Source organism: Ruegeria sp. HKCCSP346 (assembly GCF_017872595.1).
Classification (GTDB): Bacteria; Pseudomonadota; Alphaproteobacteria; order Rhodobacterales; family Rhodobacteraceae; genus Ruegeria.
The window spans coordinates 164,740-180,861 of sequence record NZ_JAEDOT010000006.1 but is presented as its reverse complement, the minus strand read 5'-3'; the positions used below and the strand labels follow the sequence as shown (position 1 = coordinate 180,861).

General features: G+C 58.5%; 15 protein-coding genes. 5 read left to right on the top strand and 10 right to left on the bottom strand.

The annotated features are described in order from the left end of the window. From I9185_RS16270 to I9185_RS16255, 4 genes are read left to right on the top strand one after another with little or no spacing between them, the layout of a single operon-like run. Positions 1-1,545 carry a trimethylamine methyltransferase family protein gene (locus tag I9185_RS16270; RefSeq protein ID WP_210093568.1) on the top strand — a complete coding sequence of 515 codons (1,545 nt, stop codon included), beginning with the start codon at positions 1-3 and terminating at the stop codon, positions 1,543-1,545. Continuing rightward, on the top strand, positions 1,546-2,220 hold the full coding sequence (locus I9185_RS16265; RefSeq protein WP_171636708.1) for a TetR/AcrR family transcriptional regulator: 675 nt from the start codon (positions 1,546-1,548) through the stop codon (positions 2,218-2,220). Beyond that, entirely contained in the window at positions 2,217-3,521 is a 1,305-nt protein-coding gene (locus I9185_RS16260) for an FAD-dependent oxidoreductase (protein WP_210093567.1), read from the top strand. Before I9185_RS16265 ends, I9185_RS16260 begins: the two co-directional genes overlap by 4 nt. 56 nt (positions 3,522-3,577) lie before the next feature. Beyond that, a complete protein-coding gene (locus I9185_RS16255) occupies positions 3,578-4,309 on the top strand; it encodes a hypothetical protein (protein ID WP_210093566.1) in 732 nt (243 codons plus the stop codon). 6 nt (positions 4,310-4,315) lie between these two features. Here I9185_RS16255 and I9185_RS16250 read toward each other — a convergent pair whose 3' ends face one another. After that, positions 4,316-4,705 carry a DUF3307 domain-containing protein gene (locus tag I9185_RS16250; RefSeq protein ID WP_171724492.1) on the bottom strand — a complete coding sequence of 130 codons (390 nt, stop codon included), beginning with the start codon at positions 4,703-4,705 and terminating at the stop codon, positions 4,316-4,318. Between the two features lie 214 nt (positions 4,706-4,919). On the opposite strand from I9185_RS16250, the gene I9185_RS16245 reads away from it, so the two are divergent. Further along, entirely contained in the window at positions 4,920-7,916 is a 2,997-nt protein-coding gene (locus tag I9185_RS16245) for a cyclic nucleotide-binding domain-containing protein (protein WP_210093589.1), read from the top strand. Between the two features lie 3 nt (positions 7,917-7,919). Here the strand turns inward: I9185_RS16245 and I9185_RS16240 are convergent, their stop codons facing one another. The 9 genes from I9185_RS16240 to I9185_RS16200 all read right to left on the bottom strand — a co-directional run bounded on the left by I9185_RS16240 (position 7,920) and on the right by I9185_RS16200 (position 16,110). Further along, positions 7,920-8,207 (bottom strand): metalloregulator ArsR/SmtB family transcription factor, encoded by a 288-nt coding sequence (locus I9185_RS16240; RefSeq protein ID WP_171636950.1) that lies wholly within the window; start codon positions 8,205-8,207, stop codon positions 7,920-7,922. A 112-nt stretch (positions 8,208-8,319) separates the two neighbouring features. Continuing rightward, a complete protein-coding gene (locus tag I9185_RS16235) occupies positions 8,320-9,552 on the bottom strand; it encodes a mandelate racemase/muconate lactonizing enzyme family protein (RefSeq protein ID WP_210093565.1) in 1,233 nt (410 codons plus the stop codon). 19 nt (positions 9,553-9,571) lie between these two features. Continuing rightward, on the bottom strand, positions 9,572-10,666 hold the full coding sequence (locus tag I9185_RS16230; protein WP_210093564.1) for a Zn-dependent alcohol dehydrogenase: 1,095 nt from the start codon (positions 10,664-10,666) through the stop codon (positions 9,572-9,574). Between the two features lie 82 nt (positions 10,667-10,748). Beyond that, positions 10,749-11,948, bottom strand: coding sequence for a TCR/Tet family MFS transporter (locus I9185_RS16225; RefSeq protein ID WP_210093563.1), 1,200 nt, complete (start codon positions 11,946-11,948; stop codon positions 10,749-10,751). Positions 11,949-12,048: 100 nt separating this feature from the next. Continuing rightward, positions 12,049-12,762: an alpha/beta fold hydrolase gene (locus tag I9185_RS16220; protein WP_171636722.1), complete on the bottom strand. Its 714-nt coding sequence runs from the start codon at positions 12,760-12,762 to the stop codon at positions 12,049-12,051. A gap of 12 nt (positions 12,763-12,774) precedes the next feature. Continuing rightward, positions 12,775-13,563: a 3-oxoadipate enol-lactonase gene (pcaD, locus tag I9185_RS16215; RefSeq protein ID WP_210093588.1), complete on the bottom strand. Its 789-nt coding sequence runs from the start codon at positions 13,561-13,563 to the stop codon at positions 12,775-12,777. A 59-nt stretch (positions 13,564-13,622) separates the two neighbouring features. Continuing rightward, positions 13,623-14,597, bottom strand: coding sequence for a threonine/serine dehydratase (locus I9185_RS16210; protein WP_171636724.1), 975 nt, complete (start codon positions 14,595-14,597; stop codon positions 13,623-13,625). Further along, positions 14,594-15,424, bottom strand: a complete 831-nt coding sequence (locus I9185_RS16205) for an alpha/beta hydrolase (RefSeq protein ID WP_171636726.1) — start codon at positions 15,422-15,424, stop codon at positions 14,594-14,596. Before I9185_RS16205 ends, I9185_RS16210 begins: the two co-directional genes overlap by 4 nt. Then, positions 15,424-16,110, bottom strand: a complete 687-nt coding sequence (locus I9185_RS16200; protein WP_171724484.1) for a haloacid dehalogenase type II — start codon at positions 16,108-16,110, stop codon at positions 15,424-15,426. The genes I9185_RS16205 and I9185_RS16200 overlap by 1 nt, the downstream gene beginning before the upstream one ends. Positions 16,111-16,122: the final 12 nt, after the last annotated feature.

The window sequence follows — 16,122 nt, the reverse complement described above, 5'->3', positions numbered from 1 at the left end:
ATGACTGCTGCAGAGCGCGGGCGCCGACGGCGGGGGCGGGGGGCTGAAGCCGCCCCGCAGCCCGGTCGCGATGTGAACTATCGCCAGCTCAGGAATCCTTTCCCACAGATGGAAGTGTTCCCGGCCGATCAAATCGCGGATATGCATGACACCGCCTTGCGGACACTGGAAGAGTTGGGGGTAAAGACCCTGCTGCCCGAGGCGCGGAAACTGTTCAAACAGGGCGGCGCGCGGGTGGATGAAGACACTGAGATGGTGTTTATCGGGCGCGAGATAGTTGAAGCCGCAGTCGCGTCAGCGCCCAATTCCATCGCCTGCCGCGCCGGCTCGCGGCGTCGCGATTTTACTCTCGAACTGGGCTCGCTGGTGTTTCAACCCGGAGCCGGTGCGCCGAACGCAACCGACCTTGAGCGTGGTCGGCGCCCGGCGACAGGTCAGGATTATCTGGAGTTTTTGAAGCTCACGCATCATTTCGACGTGTTCCAGATGATTTCGCCACAGGTCGAGCCGCAAGATGTGCCGACCCATCTGCGTCATTACTTCACGACTCGGGCCCAGATGGAACTGACAGACAAGTTTCCGTTCTTCTTTTCGCGCGGAACCCCACAGGTGATGGACTGCTTTGAGATGCTGACCACGGCCCGCGGTCTTTCGGATGATGCGTTCCGGGGCCATGCGCATTGCTATACTATCATCAACACCAACAGCCCGCGCACCTTGGACATCCCGATGGCGCAAGGTCTGATCGACTTTGCCCGCCACGGTCAGATGTCGATCATCACGCCGTTTACCCTGATGGGCGCGATGGCGCCGATTACTGTGGCCGGGGCGATCACCTTGTCTCATGCCGAGGCCCTTGCCGCGCTGACTTTGACCCAACTTGCCAATCCTGGAGCGCCGGTCTGCTATGGCACGTTCACCAGTAACGTGGACATGAAGTCCGGCGCGCCCGCTTTTGGGACGCCGTCGCACTTTCAGGCATCACTGGCTGCGGGCCAACTGGCGCGGCATCTTGGTTTGCCCTGGCGGTCGGCTGCCGGATCGGCGTCAAACACCAACGATGTACAAGCCGCCAACGAAAACCAGTTTGGGCTTTGGGGATGCCTTATGGCCGGGGCAACGGTGATCATCCACTCCGCAGGCTGGTTGGAAGGCGGTTTGACGGTTTCCTTCGAAAAGCTGGTCTGCGACGCCGAAGTGCTGAATATGGTCGCCGAACTGTGCGCAGGTGCGCAGGCGGGGCCGTCCGAGATCGGGTTTGAAACTGCATTGAGTGAGGTTGAACCCAGTGGCCACTTCTTCGCATCAAGCCAGACGATGGAGCGCTATAATACTGAATTCTATCAACCGCATGTCCATGACTACGCCAATTTCGGCACGTGGGCCGAGCGTGGTTCGGTGGACGCGAACCATCGGGCAACGGATGTTTGGAAAGGCATTCTGAACGACTTCCGGGCGCCCGCTGTCGACAATGATCGGACAGGTGATTTACATGACTTCATTGCCCGTCGTACCGCCGAGGGCGGTGCCCCACCGGAGAGTTGAATGAGCCCGAAACCGATCCTTCATCGCGATGACCCCGAGGCCGAACCATTGATCGGCAACATCAAGGTCACGCGTGACGACTGGCTGAACGTGGCGATGGATGTGCTGATTTCGGACGGGGTGGACCAGATCAAGGTCCTGAACCTTGCCGAACGGATGGCAGTATCGCGGTCGTCGTTCTATTGGTACTTCAAATCCCGGCAAGAGTTGCTGGATGCGTTGCTGGCGCGCTGGCAGGCCACCAACACCGCCGCCTTGGTCGCGCAGGCCGAAGCACCGGCCGAGACGATAACGGCGGCCGTCTGCAACGTTCATCGGTGCGTGGTGAACACCGATCTGTTCGATACTGCGCTGGATTTTGCCGTACGTGACTGGGCGCGAAAATCGGGCAAGGTGCGGCGTATGCTGGATCAGTCGGACGCCCGCAGGCTGAAAGCGCTGCACGCCATGTTCGCCCGCTACGGCTATTCCGAGATCGAAGCCGAAACCCGGGCGCGCGTGCTGTATTACATGCAGATCGGTTATGATCTGGCGCAATTGAACGAACCTATCGAGATGCGGCTGTCGATGGTGCCGCATTACCTTTACGCCTTCACAGGTGTCGAGCCGAAACCCGAGGAAGTTGAAGAATTCAGCGCGTATTCCCTACGCTTTTGGAAAGGAAACCAGACATGAGCCAACCAGACGCAATCATCATCGGAACCGGCGTGATCGGCGCGGCCATTGCGTTCGAGATGTCCAAGGCGGGATGGAAAACCCTGTCGTTGGACCGGAATTCTCAGGTCGGGCACGGTTCTACCGCGGGGTCCTGCGCGATTATCCGGATGCATTATTCCACATTCGATGGAACCGCGTTTGCCTGGGAAGGCTACCACTACTGGCGCGACTGGGCCGAGTACCTTGGCTTGCCGAAAGACGCCAACCTTGCGCAGTTCCGCGAAACCGGCTGTCTGGTCATGAAAACCGAGGCGAACGGGATGCTGGAAAAACACATGCGCAATTCGTCCGAGCTGAATTGCCCGTTCGAAGAATGGTCAGATGAAAAAGTGCTGGAACGCTTGCCGGTCTATTCGCTGGACAGCTTTGCCCCCGCGCGCCGTATGGACGATCCTGAATTCGGCCAACCCAACGGGCGTAAAATGACGGGCGGGGTGTACTGGCCTCAGGCGGGTTATGTCACCGACCCGGCCCTGTCGGCTCAGAACCTGATGGATGCCGCGAAACAGCATGGGGCCGAGCTGCGCACCGGCGCTGAAGTCACGGAAATCCTGACCGAGGGCGGGCGCGTTTCCGGCGTCAAGCTGGCCTCGGGCGAGGAAATCCACGCCAAGGTTGTGGTCAATGTGGCAGGACCTGGTTCGTCCATCATCAACAAGATGGCCGGCGTTCTGGACGATATGACCATCAAAACCCGACCCTTGCGGCAAGAGGTCGTGCACGTTCCAGCCCCTGAAGGGTTCGATTTTGAACACGACGGAACCATCGTTTCGGACAGTGACATTGCCTGCTATTGCCGCCCGGAACACGGCAATCACATCCTTGTCGGATCTGAGGATCCGGAATGTGATCCGCATCAGTGGTGCGAGGACGATGTGAACTACAATCGTGAATTCACCGATCAATGGACCACGCAGGCCATGCGGTATGCGCAGCGTGTGCCCAGCCTTGGTATTCCATCGAAAACGCGGGGCGTGGTTGACCTTTATGATGCGTCTACCGACTGGATTCCGATCTATGACAAATCCAGCCTGCCGGGATTCTACATGGCCTGTGGTTCAAGCGGAAACCAATACAAGAATGCGCCCATTGCGGGCAAGATGATGGCGGCACTGATCGATTACTGTGAAGGTGGCGCCGATCACGACGCGAAACCGTTGCAGTTCGAATTGCCATACATCAAGCGGACAATCGACGTGGGCTTCTACTCGCGCAAACGACCGATCAATGAGGAAAGCAGTTTCTCGGTTCTGGGCTAGTCGCGTTTCGCAAACGGTCTATGTCGTGTGTGGCTGTCAACAAGCCCGGCCCTGACATGACCGACCGAAAGACAACCGTATTGATCCTTGGCAGCGCCCCATCGGCGCTGGAGGCGCGGGCATGGTCGCGCGCGCCTTTCACGCATATCGTCGCCATCAACAACGCATGGCGCATCCGAGAAGACTGGGATTACCTGATCCACCCCGAAGACTTCCCGGCAGAGCGCCTCCCTGGAAAAGTTCTTGGCACTCAACACATAGTCACTGCCGACGAATACGTCCCAAGACAGAATGACTATGGCGGGTTCGTTTATGCCGGCGGAACGATGGCTTTCACGGCAGGCTATTGGGCCTTGTCAGTCTTGAAGCCGGATGTTCTGGCTTTTTCCGGTTGCGACATGATGTATTCAGGATCGGGGCGAACACATTTTTACGGAAATGGCACGGCGGACCCTTTGCGAAAGGACGTGACACTGCGTTCGCTTGAAGCGAAGGCCGCCCGACTGGGGCTTTATGCAGCCGCTCAGGGGTGCAGAACCGTACGGTTATCCGGCGCGCCAAGCCGGCTGGTGTTTCCATCCGTCAACCTATCTGACCTGACAGCCGCACCGCTTCCCGGTATTGCAGCCATGCACAGTGTGCAGCGAATGGAAGATGATCTTGGCTATTATGTAGCCTCGGGTCGGTATTGGGAAGTTGAGCACCGGTTCGACCCTGCTGCGATTGACGCATTGGATCGGATGTGGCTTAGGGCCTATCGGCTTGCCGTATCGGAGAACGCGGCCTGACACCGTTCAGGCGGCGAAGGTAACCCAGGCCCAAACCATCGCAACATAAGTCAGGTTGTGCATCAACTGATCCAAACCTGCGGCGCGCCAAAAAGCGGGTTGCGTTGGCTCAAGTCGCTTTTTGTCTGAATAGCTGGCCTTGATGAAATCGATATTGAAATGGATGAACCATTCCAGCGCCCCGACAATCAGAATAAAAACCAGCGGCGCGCCGAACACCAAAAAAACGACGATAGAACCCACAACATGCACAGCGGCATGTTGCGCGCGTCCCAAGTGAAAATACTCACCCCGACCGGAAAGCATCTTCGGTGTCTGGAGGTAGTAGTCAGCGAACATATGCTTGATCAGCAAAAGACAAAGCATAAGAAACACTGCGCCAATACTGGCAGTCAAAAGAACCCTCCCGATATCGTTCTGACGCCAACATTAGGCAATAAAACGGGCACGCGTAAATGAACTAGTTCACATTCGGTCAAGAAATTTTCCAAAAGGGAAAAATTTGCTTATCCTGTCTGGATGATATTTGATTCATGCTGTTGAAATTGCATGCATTGCGTTTAATCCACGTCGAAGGTCAGCAGCAGGGGCAGGTTCCATAGAACGCACAATTTTCCGCTTTATCTGGAAATACTCCAAGCGCGAACAGCTGGTCCTGCTGGCTGTGACGGCGACGCTGTTTCCTTTGCTGTATCTCACACTTGAGTTGCCAAAACGAATAATCAATGACGCGATCGGGTCGTCCACCTCTGAGGTGACGATCTGGGGCTATTCCATGTCGCAGACCAATTTTCTGGTTGCTCTGTGCTTTGCCTTTCTGGCGGCCGTGCTGTGCCATGGCCTGATGAAAATGCGCATCAACACCATGAAGGGCGTGCTGAGTGAACGGATGCTGCGGCGCTTTCGCTATCAGTTGATCAGCCGGGCGCTGCGCTTTCCTCAACCCTATTTCGAGCGTGTCAGCCAGGGTGAAATGGTGTCAATGATCACCGCCGAAAGCGAGCCGATGGGCGGCCTGATGGGCGACGCGATCAGCCAGCCGGTTCTTCAGGCTGGCCAAATGATCACCATACTTTCCTTCCTGTTCCTACAAAGCGTCTGGTTCGGGCTGGCTGCCGTGGCGCTGATACCCTTGCAGGCCTGGTTGATCCCCAAGCTGCAACGCCAGATCAACCTGCTGAACAAGAAACGCATTCAGGAGGTTCGAGTTCTGGCGGCGCAGATTGGCGAGAACGCGGCGGGCGCGTCCACCCTGCGGACCAATGGCGGCTGGCGTTTTCGCCGGTCGATGATCTCAGAGCAATTGGGACGCCTGTTCGGCATCCGTTTCGAGATCTATCAAAAGAAGTTCTTCATGAAATTCCTGAACAACTTCATCTCGCAGCTTACACCGTTCATGTTCTATCTGGTTGGTGGTCTGTTGGTGCTTCAGGGCTCGGTTTCGCTGGGGGCGCTGGTTGCCGCATTGGCTGCGTACAAGGATCTCAGCTCACCTTGGAAGGAACTGCTGACCTATTACAACCAGACCCAGGACATGTCGCTGCGCTGGGATGTGGTCATTGACCGTTTTGCCCCGGCCGGAATGCATGATGAAACCTTGTTCGAAAGTGAACCTTCCGAGTGGCCGCACCTGAACGGCGACATCGTGTTGGACCACGTTTCGGTGCGTGACATGGATGGCAATCAGGTGCTTGATGATCTGGACCTCAGTTTTCCTGCCGGACAGACAATTGGGATCGCCGCCCCCAGCGAGGAAGATCGACGCGCCATCGGCGAATTGCTGACACGGGAAATACGCCCCAGTGCTGGCCAGGTTCGGATCGGAGATCTGAAACTGGCCGAGTTGCATCAGGTGGTTGTCGCCGCGCGTATCGGGTATGTCACATCACGCCCTGTCATGTTCCAGGGTACGCTGGGCGACAACGTGATGATGCCGATGCGGTTCAAACCGCTGACTGACCCGCCGGACGACCCGGATTTTCTCGAAACCTTGAGGGCAGGCAACAGTGCCGATCCGTTTGGGGCGGAATGGCTGGACCCAACTCTGGCCGGCTTTCAGGACGCCACAGAACTGCGTGCCTGGTGGTTGCAGTTGATTGATGGAATGGGGTTTGGCGCAGCGCTGTTCCAACGGGGCGCCGAACAAAGCTTCGATGCGGCCGAGCATTGTGAACTGGCAAAGAAACTGATCGAGCTGCGCCCGGTCGTGCAGCAGGCGGTTCGGGATGCCGGGCTGGAACAACAGGCGCTTGTCTTTGACCGGAACACCTATAATGCGGCCCTGCCTGTGGCTGAAAATCTGCTTTTCGCAACGCCACGTGTTCCTGTGACACAGGCTTTGCTTGCGCAGCAAAAGGTCTTTCTCGGACAGTTGCGTGAACTGGGGCTGGACGAGACATTGATCGCGTTGACCCGCGACGTGATCGACATGCTGCGCCAGATCTTCGGGATGGATGGAACCGACCACCCGTTATTCCAAAAGCTTGGTCTTGATGCAAAAACCTATGAAATTGCGGTGGATCTGGTGGACCAGACCCGCAAAGAAGGTTCGGACGGGCTGGATGACGAACAGCTTGCCAACATGTTGGCGGTGCCATTTGTGATCTCTGCCGAACAGATCGGACCTGCGTTCACGGATGAACTGAAGGATCGCATCCTCGAACTCCGGCACAGCCATTCCGAGAAACTGATGGAGCGTTTGCAAGACGTCTTCGTTCCATTGGATCCGAACGTCTTTGCGCCCGGATTGACGGTCATGGAAAATGCGCTGTTCGGAAAAGTCAGCCAGATTGGCGGTTCCCGTTCGGACGAAGCCCGCAAGGTGATAGTGGATGTGTTGGCTGAAAACGGCGCGCGCCCATTGGTCACAGAGCTGATCTATGATGTCCAGGTTGCTCTCGGCGGTCAGAATCTTCCGGCGGTGTTTGCCGAACCCTTGGCCTTTACCCGAGCGACGATCAAGAAACCTGACATCCTGATTCTGGAAAACGCGCTGGCCAGCTACGACATGAAAACGCAGGTGGCGGTCTATAAACGGCTCCGTGAACTGCTGCCGGACACCACCGTCGTCTATCTGAATGATCAGTTTGAAAACCCCGGTGCATTCGACATGTATGTTGAAATCCGGCAAGGTCGTGTGGTCTCGGACGGAGGGCCTGTGGCGGTGGAGGAAGACAGTGCAGCATCGGCGGATTTGACGCGGAAACTGCGCGCTCTGGAACAAACCCCCTTGTTTTCGGGTCTGGACCGGCGTCAGCTGCGCCTGCTGGCCTTTGGTGCGCGCTGGTTTGATGCCGCGCCGGGGCAGGTGGTGTTCTTGAAAGATGACCAACCCACCGACGGTGCCTATGTGGTGCTGGAGGGCGAAGCAGGTTTGTATCTGCCGCAAGAACAGGGGCCTGACCAATTGATCACCAAAGTCGGGCCTGGTGCTTTGGTCGGAGAGTTGGGCCTGATCAGAAAAGAACCACGTGCGCTGAGCATGGTGGCGGAAACCCAGCTTTCCTGCTTGCGGATCGGTGAAGAAGAATTCCTTGCCGTTGTGGAAAACGACGCGGCGACCGCATTCAAGCTGTTGCAGGTTATCGCCGGCTATGTGTCCAATTAGCGATCAAGAGTCCGTGTTGCAGAACAAATCATAAAGCAGGCGGATCACTTTTTCCGTGGCACCGTCGCGCAATGAATAATAGACCGTTTTGCCTTCCCGGCGCGTCGAGACCAACTCTTCCTCGCGCAGGCGTGCCAGCATCTGGCTGACGGCAGCCTGTCGTAGCTGAAGCAGCTCTTCAAGTTGGCCGACGGATTTTTCACCACCGCCAAGATGGCACAAGATCATCAGGCGCCCTTCATGTGCCAGTGTTTTAAGAAATGCAGCCGCGCGTGCAGCGTTGTCTTTCATGTCCGGCGGAGCGTCTGTTGGGTGTGCCTGAGGTTCGGTTTCGTTAAGTGCCACTTTCGGACCGTCATATCGCGTTTCGTGATGCCAATATGCATCAAGGCCATTTGTATTGTCACCCCTCGGTTGCCGGGGCGCCCCCTTGAAAAGCGTTGCCTTCAACGTAATCGCATGGGTCCTCCTGCATTTGGAGATGCAACCCGTCGCCGTCATATGGGTGCGCGCGGGCCAGGTCTTCATCGACATCGATCCCAAGGCCCGGAGCATCCGGGGCGGCGACAAAGCCATTCTCGACCCGGATCGAGCCCTTGATCAGTAGATCGTGGAACGGTGTTTCGATGGTTTCCAGAAGCAGCAGGTTGGGAATGGACGCCGCCAGATGAATATTGGCGGCCCATTCCACCGGACCCGCATAGAGGTGCGGTGCCATCTGCGCGTTGAAGACCTCGGCCATGGCGGCGACTTTCTTCATCTCCCATATTCCGCCTGCACGCCCCAGCGCCGGTTGCAGGATTTCGGCGGCTCCGGCGCGCAGGACGGCTCCGAATTCGGCCTTTGTGGTCATCCGTTCTCCAGTGGCAACCGGAATGCGTACATTGCGCGCGACACGGGCCATGTCTTCGATATTGTCCGGCGGCGTAGGTTCCTCGAACCACAGGGGTTGGTATGGTTCCAACGCCTGCCCCAGCCGAATTGCACCGGCTGTGTTGAACTGGCCATGGGTGCCGAACAGCAGATCGGCCCTGTCCCCCACGGCCTCGCGGATCGCTTTGCAGAAGGCGACGGACATGGAAATGTCGCTCATCGCGGGCATGTGCCCGCCGCGGATGGTATAGGGGCCGGCCGGGTCGAATTTCACGGCGGTGTAGCCACGGTTCACCATTTCCGCCGCCGTTTCACCGGCCTGTTCGGCAGAGGTCCAGAAATCGTTCAGGTTGTGCTGGGGCAGGGGGTACAGGTAAGTATAGGCCCGGATCCGGTCATTCATCCTGCCGCCCAGCAGCGCATGCACCGGCCTGTCGCGATCTTTGCCCAGAATGTCCCAGCAGGCAATTTCCAACCCCGAGAATGCGCCCATCACCGTCAGGTCCGGCCGCTGCGTAAAGCCGCTGGAATAGGCGCGGCGGAACATGAGTTCAATGTTTTCGGGGTTTTCTCCCAACATATGCCGGTCGAACACGTCCTGAATGACATGACGCATCGCTTCGGGGCCCACGGACGAGGCATAACACTCACCCCATCCCGTGATGCCGGTATCGGTCGTCACTTTGACAAGTATCCAGTATCGCCCTCCCCAGCCCGGGGCGGGCGGGGCGGTGACGATGACGTCGAGATCCTGAAGTTTCATCCCAAATCCTTTCGGTGGGTCAGGTCCTGTCGAACAGGATCACATTTCGCTTGGCCGATCCGGTTTTGGTGTCGGCGATGGCCTCGTTGATCTGATCCAGAGACCAGCGGCCCGAGATCAGCTCGTCCAGTTTCAGCCGTCCCTGCTTATACAGGTCCACCATCCAGGGTATGTCGCGCTGAATGACCACGTCGCCCATTTTCGACCCGACGATACCCTGGCCCAGGGCTGCCAATACAACGGGTTCATAGCTGGCCATGTCACCGGAATGTGGCATTCCGATCATGATCGCCTTGCCGCCGCGCCCAAGATAGCGCGGAGCCTGATCATAAGCGGGAATCGCGCCGACGGTGATCAGAACGGCATCGGCACCGCGCCCCCCCAGCGCCCTGTATGCGGCTTTCCATGGTTGATCCAAGCTGGCCAAAACGCCGTGGGTTGCGCCGAACTCTTTGGCGATCTTAAGCTTTTCTTCGGTCATGTCCACGGCCACGATCCGCCGCGCGCCTGCAATCCGCGCGCCTTGAATTGCGTTCAGGCCGACCCCGCCCGCCCCAATGACCACCACGTCCTGACCAGGGCGCACGCCTGCCGCATTAACCGCAGCGCCGACCCCGGTGATCACGCCGCAGGACAGCAGGCTGGCCAGTTCCTTAGGCAGGTCATCCGGGATTTTGACAATCTGGCGGTGGCTTACCACGACCTTTTCAGCAAAGGCCCCGCATGCCATCGCCTGTTCGAGCGCGCCGCCATCGCCTGTTTTCAATGGACCTTTGACAGTGTCGTAGGGTGTTTCGCAAATTGTCGGTTGCCCGCCTGCACAGGCAGGGCAAGACCCGCAGGCGCGGATCAGGGTCACCACCACAGGGTCGCCGACCTTGAAATCCCCGGCCGCGTCTCCGACTGCGGTGATCACGCCTGCGGCTTCGTGCCCGTAAACCGCTGGCAGGAACCCTCCCCATGCGCCTTCGGCATAGGAAATGTCCGAATGGCAGATGGCCACGGCATCCAGTGTCACCTCGACCTCGCCCGTGCCGGGGGGGGCCAGATAAACGTCTTCGATCACCAGTGGCTCGCCAAATGCCCGGCAGACTGCGGCTTTGATTTTTTGCATGTTGTCCCTCACTCCCGTTGGGTTCACGGTGGCGCGGGAAAAGGCGGCTCGCAAGGCAGAAACCGCCATTTGCGTGTCGTTGTTACGCCACGACAGGCCGGGACCGTCTAAACAGTAGGAACCCTGCCAGCATCAACAAGAGTGCCAGCAGAAACGGGGCGCCAGGCAGGTAGAGCGGGGTGTCAGGTCGAATGAACTGCGCGAATACGCTGGTCATCACCAACGGTGAGATCACCATCGAAAGCGCATGCAACGCAGTCAGGACACCCTGCAATTCACCTTGCTGAGAATCTGGTGTGGCCCGTGACATCATCGCCTGAAGGGCGGGCGTGATGACCGCCCCAATGGCGGTAATCGGAATGAGAAGCAGTGCTATCAGGCCGTTGGTCAGAAAGGCCAGAATGGCGAAGCTTATGATTTCAAAGATCATGCCATAGATGATTGTTACCCGCTCGCCCAAAAGCCGGATGGCCGGGCGGATCAGACCGCCTTGCACGACGGCCATGCCGATACCATAGATTCCAAGCGACAGGCCGATCATCTGCGCGGACCAACCGAAGCGCTCGGTCGTGAAATAGGACCAGATGGCCGGATAGACGTAGATTGAAACCGAATACAGGAAATAGACCCACAGCATAGGCCGGATGCCGGGCAATGATGCTATGGCGCGAAGCGAGTTCACCGGGTTCGCGCGCCGCAGGTTGAAGGCACGCCTGTTTTCATCGGTCACCGTTTCGGGCATCACGAAATATCCGATGCAGAAGGTCAGCGCCGCCAAACCCGCAGCAGCCCAGAATGGTGCGCGGGTTCCAAATTCGCTTAGCAATCCGCCGATCACCGGACCCAGAACGAACCCCACGCCAAATGCCGCGCCCAGAAGGCCGAAATTTGCGGCCTTGTCTTTTGGGTCGGACACATCGGCCATGAAAGCCGCCGCCGTCGAATGGGTGGCCGCCGTTATGCCGCCGACGATACGTCCGACCAGCAAAAGCCAGATGCTGCCCGCCAAGGCCATGACGACGTAGTCCAGCGCCATGACGAACAAGGACACCAGCAATACCGTTCTGCGCCCGTAAGCATCGGAAAGGTTTCCCAGAATGGGGCCGAAGATGAATTGCATCGCGGCAAAGGCTGTGCTCAGCACACCGCCCCAGATCGCGGCATTGGCCAGGGTGCCGCCCTGAACCTCGACGATCAGTTGCGGCATGATCGGCATCACAAGACCAATGCCCATAGCATCGATCATGACGATGCAGAGGATAAAGAAAAACGGCAGACGCATGGGACCTGAACACATGAGTTGTGAGCGGCACCCTAGTCATGCCCGGCGAATGAGGGAAGAGACAGTTCCGCGGGACACCCCATGTCGTTGCGGCAGGTTGTTAGAGTTTGCCCGCCAGTTCGGACAGAAGCTCAGCCAATTCCTGCGGATGTGAAAAAAACGGCGAATGCGAGCTGTCGATTGTACGTCGAAGGTTTTCGGGGACGCAGGCGCTCATGTCTGCCTGGTACTCGGTCGGTATCGTGTGGTCGTCGGTTGTTCGGATATAGGCCTTGGGGACCTTGGAAAAGCGTGGGCCGACAGGCAGCGGTGTTTCTTGTGGCAGGATGGCTTGCGGACACAGGCGCGCGTATGCGTATGGCAGGACGTCGTCCGGGCAATCGTGATAAAACAGCTGTGGGATCGCATCCACGGACACGGTATAGGAAAGCCCGTCCGCAGATTTTTCCACTGCGTGCGCAATGGTTTGCCGTGGCCCGCGCCTGCGCATTTCCGCCATCGAAAGACCATCCCGAGGGACATAGGCACACAGGTAAATCAAGGCGCGCATCGCATCCGGGCGGGCCTCGGCCGCTGCGCTGATCGGAAAGCCGGCCCAGGAATGGCCGACGACGATCGTATCGGGTGTACAGGCGTTCAAAATGGCATCGCGGCAACCGTCCAGCGTGACGTCGGCCACCGGCGTGGGGTCTGCACCATGGCTGGGCATGTCGATGGCGCGGGCGGTATGGCCCAGGGCTTCCAAAGCGGGGATCAGGTCGCGCCAGCACCAGGCGCCGTGACACGAGCCATGGACCAACAGGAAGGACGCCATTGTCATTCTCCTTCAGACATGTCCGATCTCGGTCAGAAATCCGGTCAGGATTTCTGCGTATTCCGCGGGTTTCTCAACGCAAGGCAAATGTCCAGCGCGGCGGATCAGCCGAAATTGGGATCCGGGAACAAGATCAATCGTTTCCCGCACCAGATCGGGTGGGGTCGATCCGTCTTCGCTGCCCGCAATTCCAAGCGTGGGCAGGCGCAGGCCGCTTGTGGGGGTATAAAAGTCGGTACCGGCAATGGCGGCACAGCAGCCCAGATACCCTTCGACTGGTTGGCTGACCATCATATCGCGCCAGGGCAGGTAATTTTGGGCGTGGCGGAATTCGCGCGAGAACCAACGCTCCATCGTGGCATTGGCCAAAGCCTCGATCCCGCCCTTTCGCACCGCCTGAATGCGCTCTTGCCAGATCGAAGGCGTGGCGATCTTGGCAGCGGTGTTCGATAGCACCAGCGCACGAATCTGGTCCATGCGTTTGATCGCCAGCCCCTGCGCGATCATCCCGCCAATCGAGAGGCCGACAAAGACGCAATCGCGAACCTGAAGGTGATCCAGCAGCGCCTCGGCATCCCGCACCAAAGCGCCCATCGAATAGGGTGCAGGGGGCACCGAGGATTGCCCGTGCCCACGTTTGTCATACCGGATGATGCGCAGCCCGTCGGGCATGTATGGCAGCACCGCGTCCCAAATATGCAGGTCGGTTCCCAGGGAATTGGCAAACACAATGGGTGCACCGTCCGTGGGGCCGTCGATGCGATAGTTCAGTTTCACGTCGCCCAGATCAGCGATCATCATGACAAAGGTCCTTGTCGTCATGCCGTCCTGATGCAATTTGCACGGCTTTCGCACCGATGTCAGGTCAGGAATTCCAACGCCTTAGCAAATATTCCCGGATCGACATTCCCGCCCGATGTGACGACGATCACGTCGTCGCCTTCGATCTCGTCGCCCCGGAAAAGGGCCGCGGCCAGTGCTACGGCGCCGCCGGGTTCCAATACGATTTTAAGGCGCAGAAAGGCATATGCCATGGCCTGCAATGCCTCGTCTTCGGTGACAGAGAGTCCGGGGCCGCAAAGACGGTGAAGGATCGGAAAGGTGATGTCGCCGGGCTGCGGTGTCAGGATCGCATCGCATATGTTACCCGACGCCGCATTGTTGTTTTGAATGCGACCTGACGCCAAGGATCGTTTGACGTCGTCGAACCCTTCCGGCTCACAGGGGCGCGCCCGCAAATTCGGCGCGTGTTTCTCCAGCGCCAGCGCAATGCCCGAGGTCAAACCTCCGCCGCCGCAACAGACCAGAACATCCGACTGCGAAACCCCAATTTCCGCGGCCTGCCTGGCGATTTCCAGCCCGGTTGTGCCTTGTCCCGCGATGACCTGCGGTTCGTCATAGGGGCGGATCAGGGTCAGACCACGTTCAGCAGCGATGGCTTCGCCTATTTCCTCCCGTTTTTCATTCGCGCGATCGTACAAAACGACTTCGCCGCCCAGCGCCCGGGTGTTGTCGATCTTGAGCTGCGGCGCGTCCGATGGCATGACAATGACCGAGGCAATCCCATGTTTCGAAGCGGCCATCGCAACGCCTTGCGCATGGTTGCCCGATGAATATGCGATCACACCACGCTGGCGTATGCCTTCATCCAGCGCCGAAATGGCCGACCACGCGCCGCGAAACTTGAAACTGCCGGTATGTTGCAGGCATTCCGGTTTGACCCAAATGCGGCGGCCCGCAAGCGTGTCGAGAAAGGGCGACGACAGGATCGGCGTTTCGCGAACGTGTCCTTTCAGCCGTTCTGCGGCGGCTTCGATCATCTCAAATGTGCTCATGCGGCGTTCTTCAATACCTTCTGTATCAGGTCCAGTGATTGGACTTCGTTCAGGAACGGAACATGCCCGCGATCCGGTACCTCGACCGAGATCAGCTCCGGGTGTCGATGCCGCATCTCGGCCAGAGTGTCCGCGCCCAGAACATCGGAATTCGCGCCCCGGATCACACCGGTGGGAATGCCACGCAAGGCTTCGAAGAACACCCAAAGATCAGGGGCTGCCGCGCTTGCAGCTTGTTCAAGAAGCCCCTTGCGCAGGGCTGGATCATATCGCAGCTTCAGCCCGTCTTTGCGCATTTCATACTGAAATTCTGCCTGCTTGCGCCAGGTCTCCAGTGGAACACCGGGAAATTGTGGCTCCATTACGTGTTTCAATGCGGCGGCGGCTTCATCATAGGTTTTGGCGGTGGGCTGCGCCCCCACGTAGGCCATGATCTTGGCGATGCCCGACGGCTCGATAACCGGACCCACGTCATTCAGAATTACGGCGGCCAGACGTTCGGGGTGGCTTGCGGCCAGCGCCATGGCGATCAGCCCGCCGCGCGATGTTCCCAGAATGACTGCTTTCTCGATCCCCAGATGATCGAGCAGCTCAATCGCGTCATGGGATTCGCGGAAGATATTGTAATTCATAAAGTCGGGGTCGTATTCCGAACGCCCGCGCCCCCTGTAATCCATGGCGATCATGCGCAGGCCCGAGGCATGTGGCGCAAAAAACGAAAAGTCGCGGCTGTTTCGGGTCAGACCGGCCAGGCACAAAAGCGGCGTGCCGGTGCCGGACTCTTTGAAATAGATGCGCCTGCCGTCCGTTGTCATGAATTCTGACATCAGAGACCGGCCAGCTTGGGAATCGAGGCCAGATCGGACAGCACATGCGCAGGTGTCCAGGGAAGGCGATCCATGGGTTCACCAATCCGATTGACCCATGCGGTCACAAAACCGTACCCGCTGGCCCCGGCAGCGTCCCAGCCGTTCGAACTGACGAACAAAACGTCATCGCGTGCGCAGCCAAACCTGTCTTGCACCAGATCATAGACACGGGCGTGGGGTTTGAAGACGCCGACGCTTTCGACCGACAGCACATCATCCAATACATCGCCGATTCCGGCGGACTTCACGGCTCCGTCCAGCATCGGGGGCGACCCGTTGGACAGGATCGCCGTTTGCAGCCCACCATCCTTGAGGGCTTTCAGCATGGCCGGAACTTCGGGATAGGCCTGCAATTCCCAATAGAGATCAAGCAGACGTTGGCGCAGCCCCGGGTTGCCTTGCAGGCCTGCGGCCTCCAGAGCCCAATCCAGCCCGTCCTGGGTAACGTCCCAGAAATCCGCATGCGCATCCGCCACGGCGCGCAGCCATGTGTATTGCAGTTGTTTCAGACGCCAATGCCCCGCAACGGTGGTCCATTTGTCTTTCAGGGCTTCGAAACCCGGCTCGTCTGCCGCCTGTCGGGCAGCCGCGGCAACATCGAACAATGTTCCGTAGGCATCGAACACACAGGTCGTGATCGGCATATAGTCCTCCTT